Origin of the sequence: Streptomyces sp. NPDC005266 (genome assembly GCF_040607655.1) — a bacterium.
Lineage (GTDB): Bacteria > Actinomycetota > Actinomycetes > Streptomycetales > Streptomycetaceae > Streptomyces.
Window position 1 is genome coordinate 188,275 of the sequence record NZ_JBEXHC010000006.1, and the last position, 15,892, is coordinate 204,166.

The window sequence follows — 15,892 nt, forward strand, 5'->3', positions numbered from 1 at the left end:
ACGATGAGCACCATTAACATCCTTTCGCCGGCAGGCGATGAGGCCGGGACCGTCGAGCTCCCCGCGGAGATCTTCGACGCGCAGGTCAGCATTCCGCTGATCCACCAGGTCGTCGTCGCCCAGCTGGCCGCTGCCCGCCAGGGCACGCACAAGACCAAGACCCGCGGCGAGGTCCGTGGCGGTGGCAAGAAGCCGTACCGCCAGAAGGGCACCGGCCGCGCCCGCCAGGGCTCGACCCGCGCGCCGCAGTTCGCCGGCGGTGGCGTCGTCCACGGCCCCGTGCCGCGTGACTACTCGCAGCGCACCCCGAAGAAGATGAAGGCCGCCGCCCTGCGCGGTGCTCTCTCCGACCGGGCGCGCCACGACCGTATTCACGTCGTGACCGCTCTGGTGGACGGCGACATCTCCACCAAGGCCGCGAAGAACCTGCTGGGCAAGATCAGCGAGCGCAAGAACGTGCTCGTGGTCGCCGAGCGGAGCGACGAGGCCGCGTGGCTGTCCGCCCGCAACCTGCCCCAGGTGCACATCCTGGAGCCGGGCCAGCTGAACACGTACGACGTGCTCGTCTCCGACGACCTGGTCTTCACCAAGGCCGCCTTCGAGTCCTTCGTGGCTGGTCCCAAGGCCAAGGCCGCTGAGACCGAAGGGAGCGCCGCCTGATGAGTGAGGCGACCGCTGTCACCAGCAAGACCTTCACGGACCCCCGCGACGTTCTCGTCAAGCCGGTGGTCTCGGAGAAGAGCTACGCGCTGCTCGACGAGAACAAGTACACGTTCATCGTCGCGCCCGGCGCCAACAAGACCCAGATCAAGCAGGCCGTCGAGGCGGTCTTCTCGGTCAAGGTCACCGGGGTAAACACGATCAACCGGCAGGGCAAGCGCAAGCGGACCAAGACCGGCTACGGCAAGCGCAAGGACACCAAGCGCGCCATCGTGACCCTCGCCGAGGGCGACCGTATCGACATCTTCGGCGGCCCGGTCTCCTAACGGAGATCGGAGCGTCCAGAAGTCCGGAATCTTCCGAGGACTGAGAAATGGGTATCCGCAAGTACAAGCCGACGACCCCGGGCCGTCGTGGCTCCAGCGTCGCCGACTTCGTCGAGATCACGCGGGACACGCCGGAGAAGTCGCTGGTCCGCCCGCTGCACAGCAAGGGTGGTCGTAACAACGCCGGCCGCATCACGGTCCGCCACCAGGGTGGCGGTCACAAGCGTGCGTACCGCGTGATCGACTTCCGCCGTCACGACAAGGACGGCGTCCCGGCGAAGGTCGCGCACATCGAATACGACCCCAACCGCACCGCGCGCATCGCGCTGCTGCACTACGCCGACGGCGAGAAGCGCTACATCATCGCGCCGCGCGGCCTGTCGCAGGGCGACCGGATTGAGAACGGCCCCGGTGCCGACATCAAGCCCGGTAACAACCTGGCGCTGCGCAACATCCCGGTCGGTACCACGATCCACGCCATCGAGCTGCGGCCCGGCGGCGGCGCGAAGTTCGCCCGCTCCGCGGGTGCCTCCGTGCAGCTGCTGGCGAAGGAGGGCTCCATGGCCCACCTTCGTATGCCGTCCGGTGAGATCCGCCTGGTCGACGTCCGCTGCCGCGCCACCGTTGGCGAGGTCGGCAACGCCGAGCAGTCGAACATCAACTGGGGCAAGGCCGGCCGCATGCGCTGGAAGGGCGTCCGCCCGACCGTTCGTGGTGTGGTCATGAACCCCGTCGACCACCCGCACGGTGGTGGTGAGGGCAAGACCTCCGGTGGTCGCCACCCGGTCTCGCCGTGGGGTCAGAAGGAGGGCCGTACGCGCTCGCCGAAGAAGGCCAGCAACAAGTACATCGTCCGCCGCCGCAAGACGAACAAGAAGCGCTAGGAGCGGGTTTAGATGCCGCGTAGTCTCAAGAAGGGGCCCTTCGTCGACGACCACCTGAGCAAGAAGGTGGACACGCAGAACGAAGCCGGCACCAAGAACGTCATCAAGACCTGGTCCCGCCGCTCGATGATCGTCCCGGCCATGCTCGGCCACACGATCGCGGTGCACGACGGCCGCAAGCACGTCCCGGTGTTCGTCACCGAGTCGATGGTCGGCCACAAGCTCGGCGAGTTCGCGCCGACCCGCACCTTCCGCGGCCACGAGAAGGACGACCGCAAGTCGCGTCGTCGCTGATCGGCGGAGTTGCGAAGACTATGACTGACACCGAAGGGACAACCATGGAAGCCAGGGCCCAGGCGCGGTACATCCGCGTCACGCCCATGAAGGCCCGCCGCGTGGTGGACCTCATCCGTGGCATGAGCGCCACGGAGGCTCAGGCGGTCCTGCGTTTCGCCCCGCAGGCCGCGAGCGTGCCGGTCGGCAAGGTGCTTGACAGCGCCATCGCCAACGCCGCGCACAACTACGACCACACCGACGCCGACAGCCTCGTCATCTCCGAGGCATACGTCGACGAGGGCCCGACCCTGAAGCGGTTCCGTCCGCGCGCCCAGGGCCGCGCCTACCGGATCCGCAAGCGGACCAGCCACATCACCGTGGTCGTCAGCAGCAAGGAAGGAACCCGGTAATGGGCCAGAAGGTTAACCCGCACGGGTTCCGGCTCGGCATCACCACGGACTTCAAGTCCCGGTGGTACGCCGACAAGCTGTACAAGGACTACGTCAAGGAAGACGTCGCCATCCGCCGGATGATGACGAAGGGCATGGAGCGCGCCGGTATCTCCAAGGTGGAGATCGAGCGCACCCGTGACCGCGTCCGCGTCGACATCCACACCGCCCGGCCGGGCATCGTCATCGGCCGTCGCGGCGCGGAGGCCGACCGTATCCGCGGCGAGCTGGAGAAGCTCACCGGCAAGCAGGTGCAGCTGAACATCCTCGAGGTCAAGAACCCCGAGGTGGACGCTCAGCTGGTGGCCCAGGCCGTCGCCGAGCAGCTCTCCTCCCGCGTCTCCTTCCGTCGTGCGATGCGCAAGTCGATGCAGAGCTCGATGAAGGCCGGTGCCAAGGGCATCAAGATCCAGTGTGGTGGCCGTCTCGGCGGCGCCGAGATGTCCCGCTCGGAGTTCTACCGCGAGGGCCGCGTGCCCCTGCACACGCTCCGTGCGAACGTCGACTACGGCTTCTTCGAGGCCCGTACGACCTTCGGCCGCATCGGCGTCAAGGTGTGGATCTACAAGGGCGACGTCAAGAACATCGCCGAGGTCCGCGCCGAGAACGCCGCCGCCCGCGCCGGCAACCGCCCGTCGCGTGGTGGCAGCGACCGCCCGCAGCGCCGTGGTGGCGAGCGCGGTGGCCGTGGCCGTAAGCCGCAGCAGCAGGCGCAGAGCGAGGCCCCCAAGGCCGAGGCTGCTGCTGCTCCGGCTGCTGAGAGCACCGGAACGGAGGCCTGACCGACATGCTGATCCCTCGCAGGGTCAAGCACCGCAAGCAGCACCACCCGAAGCGGTCCGGCATGGCCAAGGGCGGTACGGAGCTGGCGTTCGGCGAGTACGGCATTCAGGCCGTGACGCCGGCGTACGTCACCAACCGTCAGATCGAGGCCGCTCGTATCGCGATGACCCGCCACATCAAGCGTGGCGGCAAGGTCTGGATCAACATCTACCCGGACCGTCCGCTGACGAAGAAGCCTGCCGAGACCCGCATGGGTTCCGGTAAGGGCTCGCCGGAGTGGTGGGTCGCGAACGTCAAGCCCGGTCGGGTGATGTTCGAGCTGTCCTACCCGAACGAGAAGACTGCGCGTGAGGCGCTCACCCGCGCTGCTCACAAGCTCCCGATGAAGTGCCGGATCGTGCGGCGCGAGGCAGGTGAGTCGTGATGGCGGCCGGTACCAAGGCGTCCGAGCTGCGTGAGCTCAACAACGAGGACCTCGTTGGGAAGCTGCGTGAGGCCAAGGAAGAGCTGTTCAACCTCCGCTTCCAGGCGGCGACCGGACAGCTCGAGAACCACGGCCGGCTGAAGGCCGTCCGCAAGGACATCGCCCGGATCTACACCCTGATGCGGGAGCGCGAGCTCGGCATCGAGACGGTGGAGAGCGCCTGATGAGCGAGACGAATGTGACTGAGAACGCAACGCAGAACCGCGGCTTCCGCAAGACCCGTGAGGGTCTGGTCGTCAGCGACAAGATGGACAAGACCGTCGTCGTCGCCGTCGAGGACCGGGTCAAGCACGCGCTGTACGGCAAGGTCATCCGCCGTACCAACAAGCTCAAGGCGCACGACGAGCAGAACGCCGCGGGTGTCGGCGACCGCGTCCTCCTCATGGAGACCCGGCCGCTGTCCGCGACCAAGCGCTGGCGCGTCGTCGAGATCCTCGAGAAGGCCAAGTAATTCCTGCGGGCAGCAGCACGCAGGACAGTTCCGCCAGGCTCGGCAGGGGCTTGATACATCAAGCCCCTGCCGGGAACCGGCAGACGATCAGGAGATAGACGTGATCCAGCAGGAGTCGCGACTGCGCGTCGCCGACAACACGGGCGCGAAGGAGATCCTTTGCATCCGTGTTCTCGGTGGCTCCGGTCGCCGCTACGCGGGCATTGGTGACGTCATCGTCGCCACCGTCAAGGATGCGATCCCCGGTGGCAACGTGAAGAAGGGTGACGTCGTCAAGGCGGTCATCGTGCGCACCGTCAAGGAGCGCCGCCGCCCGGACGGTTCGTACATCCGCTTCGACGAGAACGCGGCCGTCATCCTCAAGAACGATGGCGACCCCCGCGGCACCCGTATCTTCGGCCCGGTGGGCCGTGAGCTGCGCGAGAAGAAGTTCATGAAGATCATCTCGCTCGCGCCGGAGGTGCTGTAACCGATGAAGATCAAGAAGGGCGACCTGGTCCAGGTCATCACCGGTAAGGACAAGGGCAAGCAGGGCAAGGTCATCGCGGCCTTCCCCCGCGAGGACCGCGTCCTGGTCGAGGGTGTCAACCGGGTCAAGAAGCACACCAAGGCCGGACAGACCGCTCGTGGGTCGAAGACCGGCGGCATCGTGACGACCGAGGCCCCGATCCACGTGAGCAACGTTCAGCTCGTGGTGGAGAAGGACGGCAACAAGGTCGTCACCCGCGTCGGATACCGGTTCGACGACGAGGGCAACAAGATCCGCGTTGCCAAGCGGACCGGTGAGGACATCTGATGACTGCCACCACCACTGCACCGCGTCTCAAGACGCGCTACCGCGAAGAGATCCAGGGCAAGCTGCAGGAGCAGTTCTCCTTCGAGAACGTCATGCAGATCCCGGGTCTGACCAAGGTCGTGGTCAACATGGGTGTGGGCGACGCCGCCCGCGACTCCAAGCTGATCGAGGGCGCCATCCGCGACCTCGCCACGATCACCGGCCAGAAGCCGGCCGTCACCAAGGCCCGGAAGTCCATCGCGCAGTTCAAGCTGCGTGAGGGTCAGCCGATCGGTGCCCACGTCACCCTCCGCGGTGACCGCATGTGGGAGTTCCTGGACCGCCTGGTGTCGCTCGCGCTGCCCCGTATCCGCGACTTCCGCGGCCTGTCGCCGAAGCAGTTCGACGGCCGGGGCAACTACACCTTCGGTCTCACGGAGCAGGTCATGTTCCACGAGATCGACCAGGACAAGATCGACCGCGTCCGGGGTATGGACATCACCGTGGTGACCACGGCGACCAACGACGAAGAGGGCCGGGCCCTGCTGCGTCACCTCGGCTTCCCGTTCAAGGAGGCGTGAGCCGTGGCGAAGAAGGCTCTTATTGCCAAGGCCGCCCGCAAGCCCAAGTTCGGCGTGCGCGGGTACACGCGCTGCCAGCGCTGCGGACGTCCGCATTCCGTGTACCGCAAGTTCGGCCTGTGCCGCGTGTGCCTTCGTGAGATGGCTCACCGTGGCGAGCTGCCGGGCGTGACCAAGAGCTCCTGGTAATCAGCCCACCCGTCTCCCACCACCGCCCTCAACGGGCGCCCTGGCGGGCGACAGGATTGAATTTTGGGCTGGTACCGGGCTCTCGGTAAGCAAATGGATGGCGGGCCCCGCCCTCCCACTCCCGTAGAGTGGAAGGGTTGGGCGCTCGCCGCCCAGAATCCTTACTACGCCGTAGGTCCCCGCGCCGCACCCGTGCCCACCGTGAGTGGGTGAGAGGGATGGCGCAGATAGGAAACCCCGGCGAGAGAGGCCGAAGGCCATCATGACCATGACCGATCCGATCGCAGACATGCTGACGCGTCTGCGAAACGCGAACTCGGCGTACCACGACTCCGTCGTGATGCCCCACAGCAAGATCAAGTCGCACATCGCGGAGATCCTCCAGCAGGAGGGCTACATCACCGGCTGGAAGGTCGAGGACGCCGAGGTCGGCAAGAGCCTCGTCCTCGAGCTGAAGTTCGGCCCGAACCGCGAGCGCTCGATCGCCGGCATCAAGCGGATCTCGAAGCCGGGCCTGCGGGTCTACGCAAAGTCCACCAACCTGCCGAAGGTGCTCGGCGGCCTGGGCGTGGCGATCATCTCCACGTCGCACGGGCTCCTCACCGACAAGCAGGCCGGCAAGAAGGGCGTGGGTGGGGAAGTCCTCGCCTACGTCTGGTAACCAGGGAACGGAGGAAGCACATGTCGCGCATTGGCAAGCTGCCCATCCAGGTTCCCGCTGGTGTGGACGTCACCATCGATGGCCGTACGGTCGCTGTGAAGGGTCCCAAGGGCTCTCTCTCGCACACCGTCGCGGCGCCCATCGAGGTCGCCAAGGGTGAGGACAACAACCTCGTTGTCACCCGCCCGAACGACGAGCGTCAGAACAAGGCCCTGCACGGCCTGTCCCGCACGCTGGTGGCGAACATGATCACCGGCGTGACCCAGGGCTACAGCAAGGCGCTCGAGATCAGCGGTGTCGGTTACCGCGTCCAGGCGAAGGGCTCCAACCTGGAGTTCTCCCTGGGCTACAGCCACCCGATCCTGGTCGAGGCACCGGAGGGCATCACCTTCAAGGTGGAGTCCCCGACCAAGCTGAGCGTCGAGGGCATCGACAAGCAGAAGGTCGGCGAGGTCGCCGCGAACATCCGCAAGCTGCGCAAGCCCGACCCGTACAAGGCCAAGGGCGTCAAGTACGCGGGCGAGGTCATCCGCCGCAAGGTCGGAAAGGCTGGTAAGTAAGCCATGGCATACGGTGTGAAGATCGCTAAGGGCAACGCGCGCAAGGCCGCTGCCATCAAGCGCCGTCACATCCGCGTCCGTAAGCGGATCTCCGGTACGCCGGAGCGTCCCCGCCTCGTCGTGACGCGGTCCAACCGTCACATGGTGGCGCAGGTCATCGACGACATCGCAGGCCACACCCTGGCCTCCGCGTCGACCCTCGACACCTCCATCCGTGGCGGTGACAGCGACAAGAGCGCGCAGGCCAAGCAGGTCGGCGCCCTGGTGGCCGAGCGAGCGAAGGCCGCGGGTATCGAGGCCGTCGTGTTCGACCGCGGTGGTAACCAGTACGCCGGGCGGATTGCCGCTCTGGCGGACGCCGCCCGCGAAGCCGGGCTGAAGTTCTAGGCCCCGGTTCCTACGCAAAGCGGACGTAAACGAGAGAGGTAAATCCAATGGCTGGACCCCAGCGCCGCGGTGGCGGCGCCGGTGGCGGCGAGCGGCGGGACCGGAAGGACCGGCGGGACGGCGGCGCAGCTGCCGAAAAGACCGCCTACGTCGAGCGTGTTGTCGCGATCAACCGCGTCGCCAAGGTTGTGAAGGGTGGTCGTCGCTTCAGCTTCACCGCGCTGGTCGTGGTGGGCGACGGTGACGGCACCGTGGGTGTCGGTTACGGCAAGGCCAAGGAGGTGCCGGCCGCGATCGCCAAGGGCGTGGAGGAGGCCAAGAAGCACTTCTTCAAGGTCCCCCGGATCGCCGGCACCATCCCGCACCCGATTCAGGGCGAGAAGGCCGCGGGCGTCGTGCTGCTCAAGCCGGCGTCCCCCGGTACCGGTGTGATCGCCGGTGGCCCGGTGCGCGCCGTGCTGGAGTGCGCGGGCATCCACGACGTGCTCAGCAAGTCGCTCGGCTCGTCGAACCCGATCAACATCGTGCATGCCACGGTGACGGCCCTCCAGGGACTTCAGCGTCCCGAGGAGATCGCCGCCCGCCGAGGTCTGCCGCTGGAGGACGTCGCCCCCGCCGCTCTGCTGCGGGCGCGTGCCGGGGTGGGTGCGTGAGCATGGCCCGCCTGAAGATCACGCAGACGAAGTCCTACATCGGCAGCAAGCAGAACCACCGCGACACGCTGCGTTCGCTCGGGCTGAAGAAGCTCGGCGACGTGGTTGTCAAGGAGGACCGCCCCGAGTTCCGCGGCATGGCGCAGACCGTGCGGCATCTCGTGACGGTTGAGGAGGTCGACTGAGATGGCCGAGTCTTCGGCGAATAAGCCGCTGAAGGTCCACAACCTCCGGCCCGCCCCGGGCGCCAAGACCGCCAAGACCCGTGTCGGTCGTGGTGAGGCGTCCAAGGGTAAGACCGCTGGTCGTGGCACCAAGGGCACCAAGGCCCGCTACCAGGTTCCGGAGCGCTTCGAGGGCGGGCAGATGCCCCTCCACATGCGGCTCCCGAAGCTCAAGGGCTTCAAGAACCCGTTCCGCACCGAGTACCAGGTCGTGAACCTGGACAAGCTGGCCGAGCTCTACCCGCAGGGTGGCGAGGTCACGGTGGCCGATCTGGTCGCCAAGGGTGCGGTGCGCAAGAACCAGCTCGTCAAGGTGCTGGGCACCGGTGAGGTCTCCGTGGCACTCCAGGTGACGGTCGACGCCGTCTCCGGCTCCGCCAAGGAGAAGATCACCGCCGCCGGTGGCAGCGTCACCGAGCTCGTCTGAGCAACGTGCGAAACTGGCCGGGGATGCCCCAAATACGGGGCATCCCCGGTTGGTCGTTCCAAGCGGGGCCGGGTCGCCGGTAAGGTGGCTGGCGTTATTACCTTCCGCGCGGTGCGTGTCCGCGTGGGTCCTGGCTGATAAGTATTCGTCGATCCTCAAGACCGTCACCTCTCGCGCATGCACGCGGGGGGCGCAGGAGGCACCGTGCTCACCGCGTTCGCCCGGGCGTTCAAGACGCCCGACCTGCGCAAGAAGCTGCTGTTCACGCTGGGCATCATCGTGCTCTTCCGGCTCGGGCAACACGTCCCGATCCCGGGCATCGACTACAAGAACGTCCAGACGTGCATGGACCTCGCCAAGGGCCAGCAGGGGCTGTTCGGCCTGGTCAACATGTTCAGTGGTGGCGCACTGCTCCAGATCACCATCTTCGCGCTCGGAATCATGCCGTACATCACGGCGAGCATCATCCTGCAGCTGCTGACCGTGGTGATCCCGCGTCTCGAGGCCCTCAAGAAGGAGGGTCAGTCCGGTCAGGCGAAGATCACGCAGTACACCCGCTATCTGACTGTCGCGCTGGCGATTCTGCAGGGCACCGGCCTGGTGGCCACCGCCCGCAGTGGTGCGCTCTTCCAGAGCTGCCCGGTCGGCGGCCAGATCGTCCGGGACGACTCGATCTTCACCACCGCCGTGATGGTCATCACGATGACCGCGGGCACCGCGCTGATCATGTGGCTCGGTGAGCTGGTCACCGACCGCGGCATCGGCAACGGCATGTCCATCCTGATGTTCGTCTCCATCGCCGCCGGTTTCCCCAGCGCCATGTGGAGCATCAAGCAGCAGGGCAAGATCATGGGCGGCTGGCTGGAGTTCGGCCTGGTCGTCCTGTGCGGCCTGGCCATGGTCGGCCTGGTGGTCTTCGTCGAGCAGGCCCAGCGCCGGATCCCGGTGCAGTACGCCAAGCGGATGATCGGCCGTCGCTCGTACGGCGGCACCTCCACCTACATCCCGATGAAGGTCAACCAGGCGGGTGTGATCCCCGTCATCTTCGCGTCGTCCCTGCTCTACATCCCGGCGCTGATTGTTCAGTTCTCCAATTCCAAGGCGGCCTGGGCGACCTGGATCTCTCAGAACTTCGTCAAGGGCGATCACCCGATCTATATCGCCACGTACTTCCTGCTGATCGTTTTCTTCGCCTTCTTCTACGTCGCCATCAGCTTCAACCCCGAAGAAGTTGCCGACAACATGAAGAAGTATGGTGGGTTCATCCCGGGCATTCGGGCTGGTCGTCCCACTGCTGAGTATCTGAGCTACGTGCTGAACCGCATCACGTGGCCGGGTGCGCTCTATCTGGGCTTGATCGCCCTGGTGCCCACGGTGGCCCTGGTGACGCTCAACGCCAATCAGAACTTCCCGTTCGGTGGCACGAGCATCCTGATCATCGTGGGTGTCGGCCTGGAGACCGTGAAGCAGATCGAGAGCCAGCTTCAGCAGCGACACTACGAAGGGTTCCTCCGCTGATGCGAATCGTCCTCGTCGGGCCGCCCGGAGCCGGCAAGGGTACGCAGGCCGCGTACCTGGCCGATAACCTGTCGATCCCGCATATCTCCACGGGAGACCTCTTCCGTGCCAACATCAGCCAGGGCACACCGCTCGGCAAGCAGGCGCAGGAGTACATGCGGGCCGGGCAGCTCGTACCGGACGAGGTCACCATCGGCATGGCCGAGGACCGGATGGCCCAGCCGGACGCCGCGAACGGCTTCCTGCTCGACGGCTTCCCGCGGAATCTGAACCAGGCCGAGGCGCTCGACACGCATCTGGGGGACCAGGACCAGACGCTGGACGCGGTGCTGGACCTTGAGGTCCCGGAGGACGAGGTGGTCAAGCGGATCGCCGGCCGCCGCACCTGCCGCAACCAGAGCTCGCACACCTTCCATGTGGAGTACAAGAAGCCCGAGACCGAGGGCGTGTGCGACGACTGCGGCGGTGAGCTGTACCAGCGCGAGGACGACAGTGAGGAAACGGTCCGCAAGCGACTGGAGGTCTACCACCGCGAGACCGAGCCGATCATCGACTACTACAAGGCCAAGGGCCTGGTCGTGACCATCCCGGCGCTCGGCAAGGTGGCGGAGGTCACCCAGCGGGCCATGGACGCCCTGAAAGCCAAGGCCGCCGAAGCGGCTTGAGGGCCTGACGAGAGTCGTGTGACGGCCGCGGCGCCCATAAGGGGCGTCGCGGCCGTACTGTTGAGCAGAACCGATGGACCGCGGAAGGTTGAGTGATGGTGGAGATCAAGACCGCCGAGCAGATCGCGAAGATGCGCGAGGCGGGGCTGGTGGTCGCCGCCATCCACCAGGCGACGCGTGAGGCGGCCGTTCCCGGCGCCACCACCAAGGACCTGGACGACGTCGCCCGCAAGGTGCTCGCCGACCACGGCGCCAAGTCGAACTTCCTGGGTTACGGCGGCTTCCCCGCGACCATCTGCACCTCGGTGAACGACGTCGTGGTGCACGGCATCCCGGACCGGGAGACCGTCCTGAAGGACGGCGACATCATCTCCATCGACGCGGGCGCGATCGTGGACGGCTGGCACGGCGACGCCGCCTTCACCGCCTTCGTCGGCACCGGTCACGCACCGGAGCTGCATGAGCTGAGCCGGGTCACCGAGGAGTCGATGTGGGCGGGGATCGCCGCGGTCCGCAAAGGCAACCGGCTGATCGACATCTCCAAGGCCATCGAGGGCTACATCCGCCGCCAGCCGCGTCCCGCCTCCGGCAAGTACGGGATCATCGAGGACTACGGCGGCCACGGCATCGGCTCGCAGATGCACATGGACCCGCATCTGCTGAACTATGTCTCCAAGAAGCGCGGCAAGGGCCCCAAGCTGGTCCCCGGCTTCTGCATCGCGATCGAGCCCATGGTGAGCCTCGGCACCGCGAAGACGCACGTCCTGTCGGACGACTGGACCGTCAAGACGGACGACGCGACCTGGTCCAGCCACTGGGAGCACTCGGTCGCGCTGACCGAGGAGGGCCCGCTGGTGCTGACCGCCGTGGACGGCGGCAAGGCCAAGCTTGCGGAGCTGGGGATCGACACCGCGCCCGACCCGCTCGCATGAAGCTCGGCATAATGATCTCCCGATCGGGGCATGCTGCCCCGGATTCGTGTTTCGGGATGCGCTGACGTAGACTGACACGTCGGCTCACGCATGCCCTCCCGCATGTTGCGAGCCGATCAAGGTAGCCGATCCCGAAAGCAGGACATGGCCAAGAAGCAAGGCGCCATCGAAATCGAGGGCACCGTGATTGAGTCTCTGCCGAACGCGATGTTCAAGGTGGAGCTTCAGAACGGTCACAAGGTCCTCGCGCACATCAGCGGCAAGATGCGTATGCACTACATCCGCATCCTGCCCGATGACCGGGTCGTGGTGGAGCTGTCTCCGTACGACCTCACGCGCGGACGGATCGTCTACCGCTACAAGTAGATCTCACGACCCGGAGAACCTCACACCATGAAGGTCAAGCCGAGCGTCAAGAAGATCTGCGACAAGTGCAAGGTGATCCGCCGCCACGGCCGGGTCATGGTCATCTGCGACAACCTGCGCCACAAGCAGCGCCAGGGCTGACGCACGCCGGCCGATAGACCTGCACCACTCGCAGCAATCTTCGCGCGACGCATAACTGTATGTACATACGCAGTCACCCGTTCCCGCCTCGCGGGGACGACACCCCCGGTCGGAGGCCGGGGACCCGGGAGCCGTGGTGAACGGCGGCCGGGAGCGGTGCTGCGGAAGACCTCCGACAACCATCTGGAGCCAGATTCATGGCACGCCTCGCAGGCGTTGACCTCCCGCGCGAAAAGCGCGTCGAGGTCGCCCTCACCTACGTCTTCGGCATCGGTCGCACCCTTGCCCAGCAGACGCTCGCCAACACCGGTGTGAACCCGGACACCCGCGTTCGTGACCTGGCCGAAGAGGACCTGGTCAAGCTCCGCGAGTACGTGGACAACAACTTCAAGACCGAGGGTGACCTCCGTCGTGAGATCCAGGCCGATATCCGCCGCAAGGTGGAGATCGGCTGCTACCAGGGTCTGCGCCACCGCCGCGGCCTGCCCGTCCACGGCCAGCGCACCAGCACCAACGCCCGCACCCGCAAGGGCCCGCGTCGCGCGATCGCCGGTAAGAAGAAGCCGGGCAAGAAGTAGTCCTCACCGGACGCTGCCAAGCGGTCCGAGCTGTAGGACCGACCACCTCCACGGGAGAATTCAGGAATGCCTCCGAAGAGCAGGACGGCCGGCGCCAAGAAGGTGCGCCGCAAGGAAAAGAAGAACGTCGCCCACGGGCACGCTCACATCAAGAGCACGTTCAACAACACCATCGTCTCGATCACCGACCCGACCGGGAATGTGATCTCTTGGGCCTCCGCCGGCCACGTCGGCTTCAAGGGCTCGCGCAAGTCCACTCCGTTCGCCGCGCAGATGGCCGCCGAGTCGGCTGCCCGCCGCGCGCAGGAGCACGGCATGCGCAAGGTCGACGTGTTCGTCAAGGGTCCGGGCTCCGGCCGTGAGACCGCGATCCGCTCGCTCCAGGCCACCGGCCTGGAGGTGGGTTCGATCCAGGACGTCACTCCGACTCCGCACAACGGATGCCGCCCGCCCAAGCGCCGGCGCGTCTGACCAGCCGAAGTAGGAGATAACTAGACAATGGCGCGTTACACCGGGGCCGACTGCAAGCGTTGCCGTCGGGAGAAGCAGAAGCTCTTCCTCAAGGGGAGCAAGTGCGAGAGCGCGAAGTGCCCGATCGAGATCCGTCCTTACCCCCCGGGTGAGCACGGTCGCGGGCGCACCAAGGACAGCGAGTACCTGCTGCAGCTCCGTGAGAAGCAGAAGGCGACCCGCATCTACGGCGTCCTTGAGAAGCAGTTCCGTGGCTACTACGCGGAGGCGAACCGGAAGACCGGCAAGACCGGTGAGAACCTGCTTCGCATCCTCGAGACCCGCCTCGACAACGTGGTTTACCGGGCCGGCTTTGCCAAGTCCCGCGACCACGCCCGTCAGCTGGTCCGCCACGGCCACATCAACGTGAACGGCCGCAAGACCGACATCCCGTCGGCTCGCGTCGCCGTGAACGACATCATCGAGGTTCGCCCGAAGTCCCGGACCATGACCCCCTTCCAGGTGGCTCAGGCCGAGGCCGGCGAGCGCACCGTGCCGGCGTGGCTGGAGGCCATTCCGTCGCAGCTGCGGATCCTCGTGCACTCCATGCCCGAGCGTCAGGTGATCGACACCCAGGTGCAGGAGCAGCTGATCGTCGAGCTCTACTCGAAGTAGTACTGCGGTAGTACTGCGAGTAGTGCATGCGATACGGGCGGTACGGCGCCATTGGGCACGTACCGCCCGTACTATTGAAGGGTTCGGCGTCAAATAGCGGGCGCCGGAGACTGGAGGCAAAACCCATGCTGATCGCTCAGCGTCCGTCCCTGACCGAAGAGGTCGTCGACGAGTTCCGCTCCCGGTTCGTGATCGAGCCGCTGGAGCCGGGCTTCGGCTACACCCTCGGAAACTCCCTGCGTCGTACGCTCCTCTCCTCGATCCCCGGTGCGGCGGTCACGTCCATCCGGATCGACGGTGTCCTGCACGAGTTCACCACCGTGCCGGGCGTCAAGGAGGACGTCACCGACCTGATCCTCAACATCAAGCAGCTGGTCGTCTCCTCGGAGCACGACGAGCCGGTCGTGATGTACCTGCGCAAGCAGGGCCCCGGCCTGGTCACCGCCGCGGACATCGCCCCGCCGGCCGGTGTCGAGGTGCACAACCCCGACCTCGTCCTCGCCACGCTGAACGGCAAGGGCAAGCTGGAGATGGAGCTGACCGTCGAGCGCGGTCGCGGCTACGTCTCCGCCGTGCAGAACAAGCAGGCGGGCCAGGAGATCGGCCGGATCCCGGTCGACTCCATCTACTCGCCGGTGCTCAAGGTCACCTACAAGGTCGAGGCGACCCGTGTCGAGCAGCGCACCGACTTCGACAAGCTGATCGTCGATGTCGAGACCAAGCAGGCCATGCGTCCGCGTGACGCCATGGCGTCGGCCGGTAAGACCCTGGTCGAGCTGTTCGGTCTGGCCCGCGAGCTGAACGTGGACGCCGAGGGCATCGACATGGGCCCGTCCCCGACGGACGCCGCCCTGGCCGCCGATCTGGCGCTGCCGATCGAGGAGCTCGAGCTCACCGTCCGCTCGTACAACTGCCTCAAGCGTGAGGGCATCCACTCGGTGGGCGAGCTCGTCGCCCGCTCCGAGGCGGACCTGCTCGACATCCGCAACTTCGGCGCCAAGTCGATCGACGAGGTCAAGGCGAAGCTGGCCGGCATGGGCCTGGCCCTCAAGGACAGCCCGCCCGGATTCGACCCGACCGCCGCCGCCGACGCCTTCGGCGCCGACGACGACGCGGACGCCGGGTTCGTGGAGACCGAGCAGTACTGACCCGACGGGTCACACACTTCCGGCGGGTGACCGCCCGCCGGTAACTGACACCGGTACCTGATACGGCCGGTGCAGACATCAAGGAGAAACACCATGCCGAAGCCCGCCAAGGGTGCCCGTCTGGGCGGCAGCGCCGCGCACGAGCGGCTGCTCCTCGCGAACCTCGCGAAGGCGCTGTTCGAGCACGGCCGCATCACCACCACCGAGGCCAAGGCGCGCCGTCTGCGTCCGGTCGCGGAGAAGCTCGTCACCAAGGCGAAGAAGGGCGACATCCACAACCGTCGCCTGGTGCTGCAGACGATCACGGACAAGAGCGTGGTGCACACTCTCTTCACCGAGATCGCGCCCCGCTACGAGAACCGGCCGGGTGGCTACACCCGCATCACCAAGATCGGTAACCGTCGTGGCGACAACGCCCCGATGGCGGTCATCGAGCTGGTCGAGGCGCTGACCGTGCAGCAGGCCGCTGTCGGCGAGGCCGAGGCCGCCACCAAGCGCTCCGCCAAGGACGCTGCCGGCGACCAGGCCGTCGCGGACCTCAAGAAGGACGAGGCCCCGGCTGCCGAGGCCACCGAGGCTCCGGCCGAGCCTGCCGCGGACGCGGCTGATGAGAGCGGGAAGGACGCCTGAGGCGTCTGACCAGGCACGG

General features: G+C 66.5%; 29 protein-coding genes. All 29 read left to right on the top strand.

The genetic code is table 11. From position 1 onward, the window contains the following. The first annotated feature begins 3 nt into the window (after positions 1 to 3). Positions 4 to 660: a 50S ribosomal protein L4 gene (gene rplD / locus ABZU99_RS14370; protein WP_355940298.1), complete on the top strand. Its 657-nt coding sequence runs from the start codon at positions 4 to 6 to the stop codon at positions 658 to 660. Then, positions 660 to 986 carry a 50S ribosomal protein L23 gene (rplW, locus tag ABZU99_RS14375; RefSeq protein WP_355940301.1) on the top strand — a complete coding sequence of 109 codons (327 nt, stop codon included), beginning with the start codon at positions 660 to 662 and terminating at the stop codon, positions 984 to 986. The genes rplD and rplW overlap by 1 nt, the downstream gene beginning before the upstream one ends. Positions 987 to 1,033: 47 nt before the next feature. Next, on the top strand, positions 1,034 to 1,870 hold the full coding sequence (gene rplB, locus ABZU99_RS14380) for a 50S ribosomal protein L2 (protein WP_355940303.1): 837 nt from the start codon (positions 1,034 to 1,036) through the stop codon (positions 1,868 to 1,870). 12 nt (positions 1,871 to 1,882) lie between these two features. Further along, positions 1,883 to 2,164: a 30S ribosomal protein S19 gene (gene rpsS / locus ABZU99_RS14385; RefSeq protein WP_030016988.1), complete on the top strand. Its 282-nt coding sequence runs from the start codon at positions 1,883 to 1,885 to the stop codon at positions 2,162 to 2,164. 44 nt (positions 2,165 to 2,208) lie between these two features. Further along, positions 2,209 to 2,556 carry a 50S ribosomal protein L22 gene (gene rplV, locus ABZU99_RS14390; RefSeq protein ID WP_014054168.1) on the top strand — a complete coding sequence of 116 codons (348 nt, stop codon included), beginning with the start codon at positions 2,209 to 2,211 and terminating at the stop codon, positions 2,554 to 2,556. Continuing rightward, on the top strand, positions 2,556 to 3,377 hold the full coding sequence (gene rpsC / locus ABZU99_RS14395) for a 30S ribosomal protein S3 (protein ID WP_355940306.1): 822 nt from the start codon (positions 2,556 to 2,558) through the stop codon (positions 3,375 to 3,377). Before rplV ends, rpsC begins: the two co-directional genes overlap by 1 nt. A gap of 5 nt (positions 3,378 to 3,382) precedes the next feature. Beyond that, on the top strand, positions 3,383 to 3,802 hold the full coding sequence (gene rplP / locus ABZU99_RS14400) for a 50S ribosomal protein L16 (RefSeq protein WP_009715875.1): 420 nt from the start codon (positions 3,383 to 3,385) through the stop codon (positions 3,800 to 3,802). After that, positions 3,802 to 4,026 carry a 50S ribosomal protein L29 gene (rpmC, locus tag ABZU99_RS14405; RefSeq protein ID WP_009715874.1) on the top strand — a complete coding sequence of 75 codons (225 nt, stop codon included), beginning with the start codon at positions 3,802 to 3,804 and terminating at the stop codon, positions 4,024 to 4,026. Before rplP ends, rpmC begins: the two co-directional genes overlap by 1 nt. Then, on the top strand, positions 4,026 to 4,313 hold the full coding sequence (gene rpsQ / locus ABZU99_RS14410; RefSeq protein ID WP_014054172.1) for a 30S ribosomal protein S17: 288 nt from the start codon (positions 4,026 to 4,028) through the stop codon (positions 4,311 to 4,313). The genes rpmC and rpsQ overlap by 1 nt, the downstream gene beginning before the upstream one ends. A 100-nt stretch (positions 4,314 to 4,413) precedes the next feature. Next, positions 4,414 to 4,782, top strand: a complete 369-nt coding sequence (rplN, locus tag ABZU99_RS14415) for a 50S ribosomal protein L14 (RefSeq protein ID WP_003998823.1) — start codon at positions 4,414 to 4,416, stop codon at positions 4,780 to 4,782. Positions 4,783 to 4,785: 3 nt separating this feature from the next. Next, the gene (rplX, locus tag ABZU99_RS14420) at positions 4,786 to 5,109 is read left to right on the top strand and encodes a 50S ribosomal protein L24 (protein WP_014054173.1); all 324 of its coding nucleotides are present in this window, start codon (positions 4,786 to 4,788) and stop codon (positions 5,107 to 5,109) included. Then, positions 5,109 to 5,669, top strand: coding sequence for a 50S ribosomal protein L5 (gene rplE / locus ABZU99_RS14425; protein WP_355940311.1), 561 nt, complete (start codon positions 5,109 to 5,111; stop codon positions 5,667 to 5,669). Before rplX ends, rplE begins: the two co-directional genes overlap by 1 nt. 3 nt (positions 5,670 to 5,672) lie before the next feature. Beyond that, on the top strand, positions 5,673 to 5,858 hold the full coding sequence (locus ABZU99_RS14430; protein WP_003948630.1) for a type Z 30S ribosomal protein S14: 186 nt from the start codon (positions 5,673 to 5,675) through the stop codon (positions 5,856 to 5,858). 262 nt (positions 5,859 to 6,120) lie between these two features. Next, positions 6,121 to 6,519, top strand: coding sequence for a 30S ribosomal protein S8 (gene rpsH / locus ABZU99_RS14435; protein ID WP_089509690.1), 399 nt, complete (start codon positions 6,121 to 6,123; stop codon positions 6,517 to 6,519). A 20-nt stretch (positions 6,520 to 6,539) separates the two neighbouring features. Beyond that, a complete protein-coding gene (rplF, locus tag ABZU99_RS14440; protein WP_355940315.1) occupies positions 6,540 to 7,079 on the top strand; it encodes a 50S ribosomal protein L6 in 540 nt (179 codons plus the stop codon). A 3-nt stretch (positions 7,080 to 7,082) separates the two neighbouring features. Then, positions 7,083 to 7,466: a 50S ribosomal protein L18 gene (gene rplR, locus ABZU99_RS14445; protein ID WP_355940318.1), complete on the top strand. Its 384-nt coding sequence runs from the start codon at positions 7,083 to 7,085 to the stop codon at positions 7,464 to 7,466. A 47-nt stretch (positions 7,467 to 7,513) separates the two neighbouring features. Further along, a complete protein-coding gene (gene rpsE, locus ABZU99_RS14450) occupies positions 7,514 to 8,119 on the top strand; it encodes a 30S ribosomal protein S5 (RefSeq protein ID WP_311726664.1) in 606 nt (201 codons plus the stop codon). A 2-nt stretch (positions 8,120 to 8,121) separates the two neighbouring features. Beyond that, entirely contained in the window at positions 8,122 to 8,304 is a 183-nt protein-coding gene (gene rpmD / locus ABZU99_RS14455) for a 50S ribosomal protein L30 (RefSeq protein WP_037952898.1), read from the top strand. A 1-nt stretch (position 8,305) separates the two neighbouring features. Then, complete coding sequence (gene rplO, locus ABZU99_RS14460; RefSeq protein ID WP_356043014.1) at positions 8,306 to 8,770, top strand: 50S ribosomal protein L15; 465 nt, start codon at positions 8,306 to 8,308, stop codon at positions 8,768 to 8,770. Between the two features lie 204 nt (positions 8,771 to 8,974). Beyond that, on the top strand, positions 8,975 to 10,288 hold the full coding sequence (gene secY, locus ABZU99_RS14465) for a preprotein translocase subunit SecY (protein ID WP_355940323.1): 1,314 nt from the start codon (positions 8,975 to 8,977) through the stop codon (positions 10,286 to 10,288). Then, positions 10,288 to 10,953 (top strand): adenylate kinase, encoded by a 666-nt coding sequence (locus ABZU99_RS14470; protein WP_355940326.1) that lies wholly within the window; start codon positions 10,288 to 10,290, stop codon positions 10,951 to 10,953. The genes secY and ABZU99_RS14470 overlap by 1 nt, the downstream gene beginning before the upstream one ends. Before the next feature lie 95 nt (positions 10,954 to 11,048). Continuing rightward, on the top strand, positions 11,049 to 11,885 hold the full coding sequence (gene map, locus ABZU99_RS14475; RefSeq protein ID WP_355940329.1) for a type I methionyl aminopeptidase: 837 nt from the start codon (positions 11,049 to 11,051) through the stop codon (positions 11,883 to 11,885). Between the two features lie 144 nt (positions 11,886 to 12,029). Further along, complete coding sequence (infA, locus tag ABZU99_RS14480; RefSeq protein WP_003956442.1) at positions 12,030 to 12,251, top strand: translation initiation factor IF-1; 222 nt, start codon at positions 12,030 to 12,032, stop codon at positions 12,249 to 12,251. A gap of 27 nt (positions 12,252 to 12,278) precedes the next feature. After that, entirely contained in the window at positions 12,279 to 12,392 is a 114-nt protein-coding gene (gene rpmJ, locus ABZU99_RS14485) for a 50S ribosomal protein L36 (RefSeq protein ID WP_003956441.1), read from the top strand. A 197-nt stretch (positions 12,393 to 12,589) separates the two neighbouring features. Next, positions 12,590 to 12,970 (top strand): 30S ribosomal protein S13, encoded by a 381-nt coding sequence (gene rpsM / locus ABZU99_RS14490; protein ID WP_254746245.1) that lies wholly within the window; start codon positions 12,590 to 12,592, stop codon positions 12,968 to 12,970. A gap of 66 nt (positions 12,971 to 13,036) precedes the next feature. After that, a complete protein-coding gene (gene rpsK / locus ABZU99_RS14495; RefSeq protein WP_009715860.1) occupies positions 13,037 to 13,441 on the top strand; it encodes a 30S ribosomal protein S11 in 405 nt (134 codons plus the stop codon). A 27-nt stretch (positions 13,442 to 13,468) separates the two neighbouring features. Next, on the top strand, positions 13,469 to 14,095 hold the full coding sequence (gene rpsD / locus ABZU99_RS14500; protein WP_355940332.1) for a 30S ribosomal protein S4: 627 nt from the start codon (positions 13,469 to 13,471) through the stop codon (positions 14,093 to 14,095). 125 nt (positions 14,096 to 14,220) lie between these two features. Further along, complete coding sequence (locus ABZU99_RS14505) at positions 14,221 to 15,243, top strand: DNA-directed RNA polymerase subunit alpha (protein ID WP_355940334.1); 1,023 nt, start codon at positions 14,221 to 14,223, stop codon at positions 15,241 to 15,243. Positions 15,244 to 15,336: 93 nt separating this feature from the next. Beyond that, complete coding sequence (gene rplQ, locus ABZU99_RS14510; RefSeq protein WP_355940337.1) at positions 15,337 to 15,873, top strand: 50S ribosomal protein L17; 537 nt, start codon at positions 15,337 to 15,339, stop codon at positions 15,871 to 15,873. Positions 15,874 to 15,892: the final 19 nt, after the last annotated feature.

Excerpts from the sequence above, each read along its gene's own strand:
- rplD (WP_355940298.1), top strand. The coding sequence starts at position 4 with ATGAGCACCATTAACATCCTTTCGCCGGCAGGCGATGAGGCCGGGACC.
- rplW (WP_355940301.1), top strand. The coding sequence starts at position 660 with ATGAGTGAGGCGACCGCTGTCACCAGCAAGACCTTCACGGACCCCCGC.
- rplB (WP_355940303.1), top strand. The coding sequence starts at position 1,034 with ATGGGTATCCGCAAGTACAAGCCGACGACCCCGGGCCGTCGTGGCTCC.
- rpsS (WP_030016988.1), top strand. The coding sequence starts at position 1,883 with ATGCCGCGTAGTCTCAAGAAGGGGCCCTTCGTCGACGACCACCTGAGC.
- rplV (WP_014054168.1), top strand. The coding sequence starts at position 2,209 with ATGGAAGCCAGGGCCCAGGCGCGGTACATCCGCGTCACGCCCATGAAG.
- rpsC (WP_355940306.1), top strand. The coding sequence starts at position 2,556 with ATGGGCCAGAAGGTTAACCCGCACGGGTTCCGGCTCGGCATCACCACG.
- rplP (WP_009715875.1), top strand. The coding sequence starts at position 3,383 with ATGCTGATCCCTCGCAGGGTCAAGCACCGCAAGCAGCACCACCCGAAG.
- rpmC (WP_009715874.1), top strand. The coding sequence starts at position 3,802 with ATGGCGGCCGGTACCAAGGCGTCCGAGCTGCGTGAGCTCAACAACGAG.
- rpsQ (WP_014054172.1), top strand. The coding sequence starts at position 4,026 with ATGAGCGAGACGAATGTGACTGAGAACGCAACGCAGAACCGCGGCTTC.
- rplX (WP_014054173.1), top strand. The coding sequence starts at position 4,786 with ATGAAGATCAAGAAGGGCGACCTGGTCCAGGTCATCACCGGTAAGGAC.
- rplE (WP_355940311.1), top strand. The coding sequence starts at position 5,109 with ATGACTGCCACCACCACTGCACCGCGTCTCAAGACGCGCTACCGCGAA.
- rpsH (WP_089509690.1), top strand. The coding sequence starts at position 6,121 with ATGACCATGACCGATCCGATCGCAGACATGCTGACGCGTCTGCGAAAC.
- rplF (WP_355940315.1), top strand. The coding sequence starts at position 6,540 with ATGTCGCGCATTGGCAAGCTGCCCATCCAGGTTCCCGCTGGTGTGGAC.
- rplR (WP_355940318.1), top strand. The coding sequence starts at position 7,083 with ATGGCATACGGTGTGAAGATCGCTAAGGGCAACGCGCGCAAGGCCGCT.
- rpsE (WP_311726664.1), top strand. The coding sequence starts at position 7,514 with ATGGCTGGACCCCAGCGCCGCGGTGGCGGCGCCGGTGGCGGCGAGCGG.
- rpmD (WP_037952898.1), top strand. The coding sequence starts at position 8,122 with ATGGCCCGCCTGAAGATCACGCAGACGAAGTCCTACATCGGCAGCAAG.
- rplO (WP_356043014.1), top strand. The coding sequence starts at position 8,306 with ATGGCCGAGTCTTCGGCGAATAAGCCGCTGAAGGTCCACAACCTCCGG.
- ABZU99_RS14470 (WP_355940326.1), top strand. The coding sequence starts at position 10,288 with ATGCGAATCGTCCTCGTCGGGCCGCCCGGAGCCGGCAAGGGTACGCAG.
- map (WP_355940329.1), top strand. The coding sequence starts at position 11,049 with ATGGTGGAGATCAAGACCGCCGAGCAGATCGCGAAGATGCGCGAGGCG.
- infA (WP_003956442.1), top strand. The coding sequence starts at position 12,030 with ATGGCCAAGAAGCAAGGCGCCATCGAAATCGAGGGCACCGTGATTGAG.
- rpmJ (WP_003956441.1), top strand. The coding sequence starts at position 12,279 with ATGAAGGTCAAGCCGAGCGTCAAGAAGATCTGCGACAAGTGCAAGGTG.
- rpsM (WP_254746245.1), top strand. The coding sequence starts at position 12,590 with ATGGCACGCCTCGCAGGCGTTGACCTCCCGCGCGAAAAGCGCGTCGAG.
- rpsK (WP_009715860.1), top strand. The coding sequence starts at position 13,037 with ATGCCTCCGAAGAGCAGGACGGCCGGCGCCAAGAAGGTGCGCCGCAAG.
- rpsD (WP_355940332.1), top strand. The coding sequence starts at position 13,469 with ATGGCGCGTTACACCGGGGCCGACTGCAAGCGTTGCCGTCGGGAGAAG.
- ABZU99_RS14505 (WP_355940334.1), top strand. The coding sequence starts at position 14,221 with ATGCTGATCGCTCAGCGTCCGTCCCTGACCGAAGAGGTCGTCGACGAG.
- rplQ (WP_355940337.1), top strand. The coding sequence starts at position 15,337 with ATGCCGAAGCCCGCCAAGGGTGCCCGTCTGGGCGGCAGCGCCGCGCAC.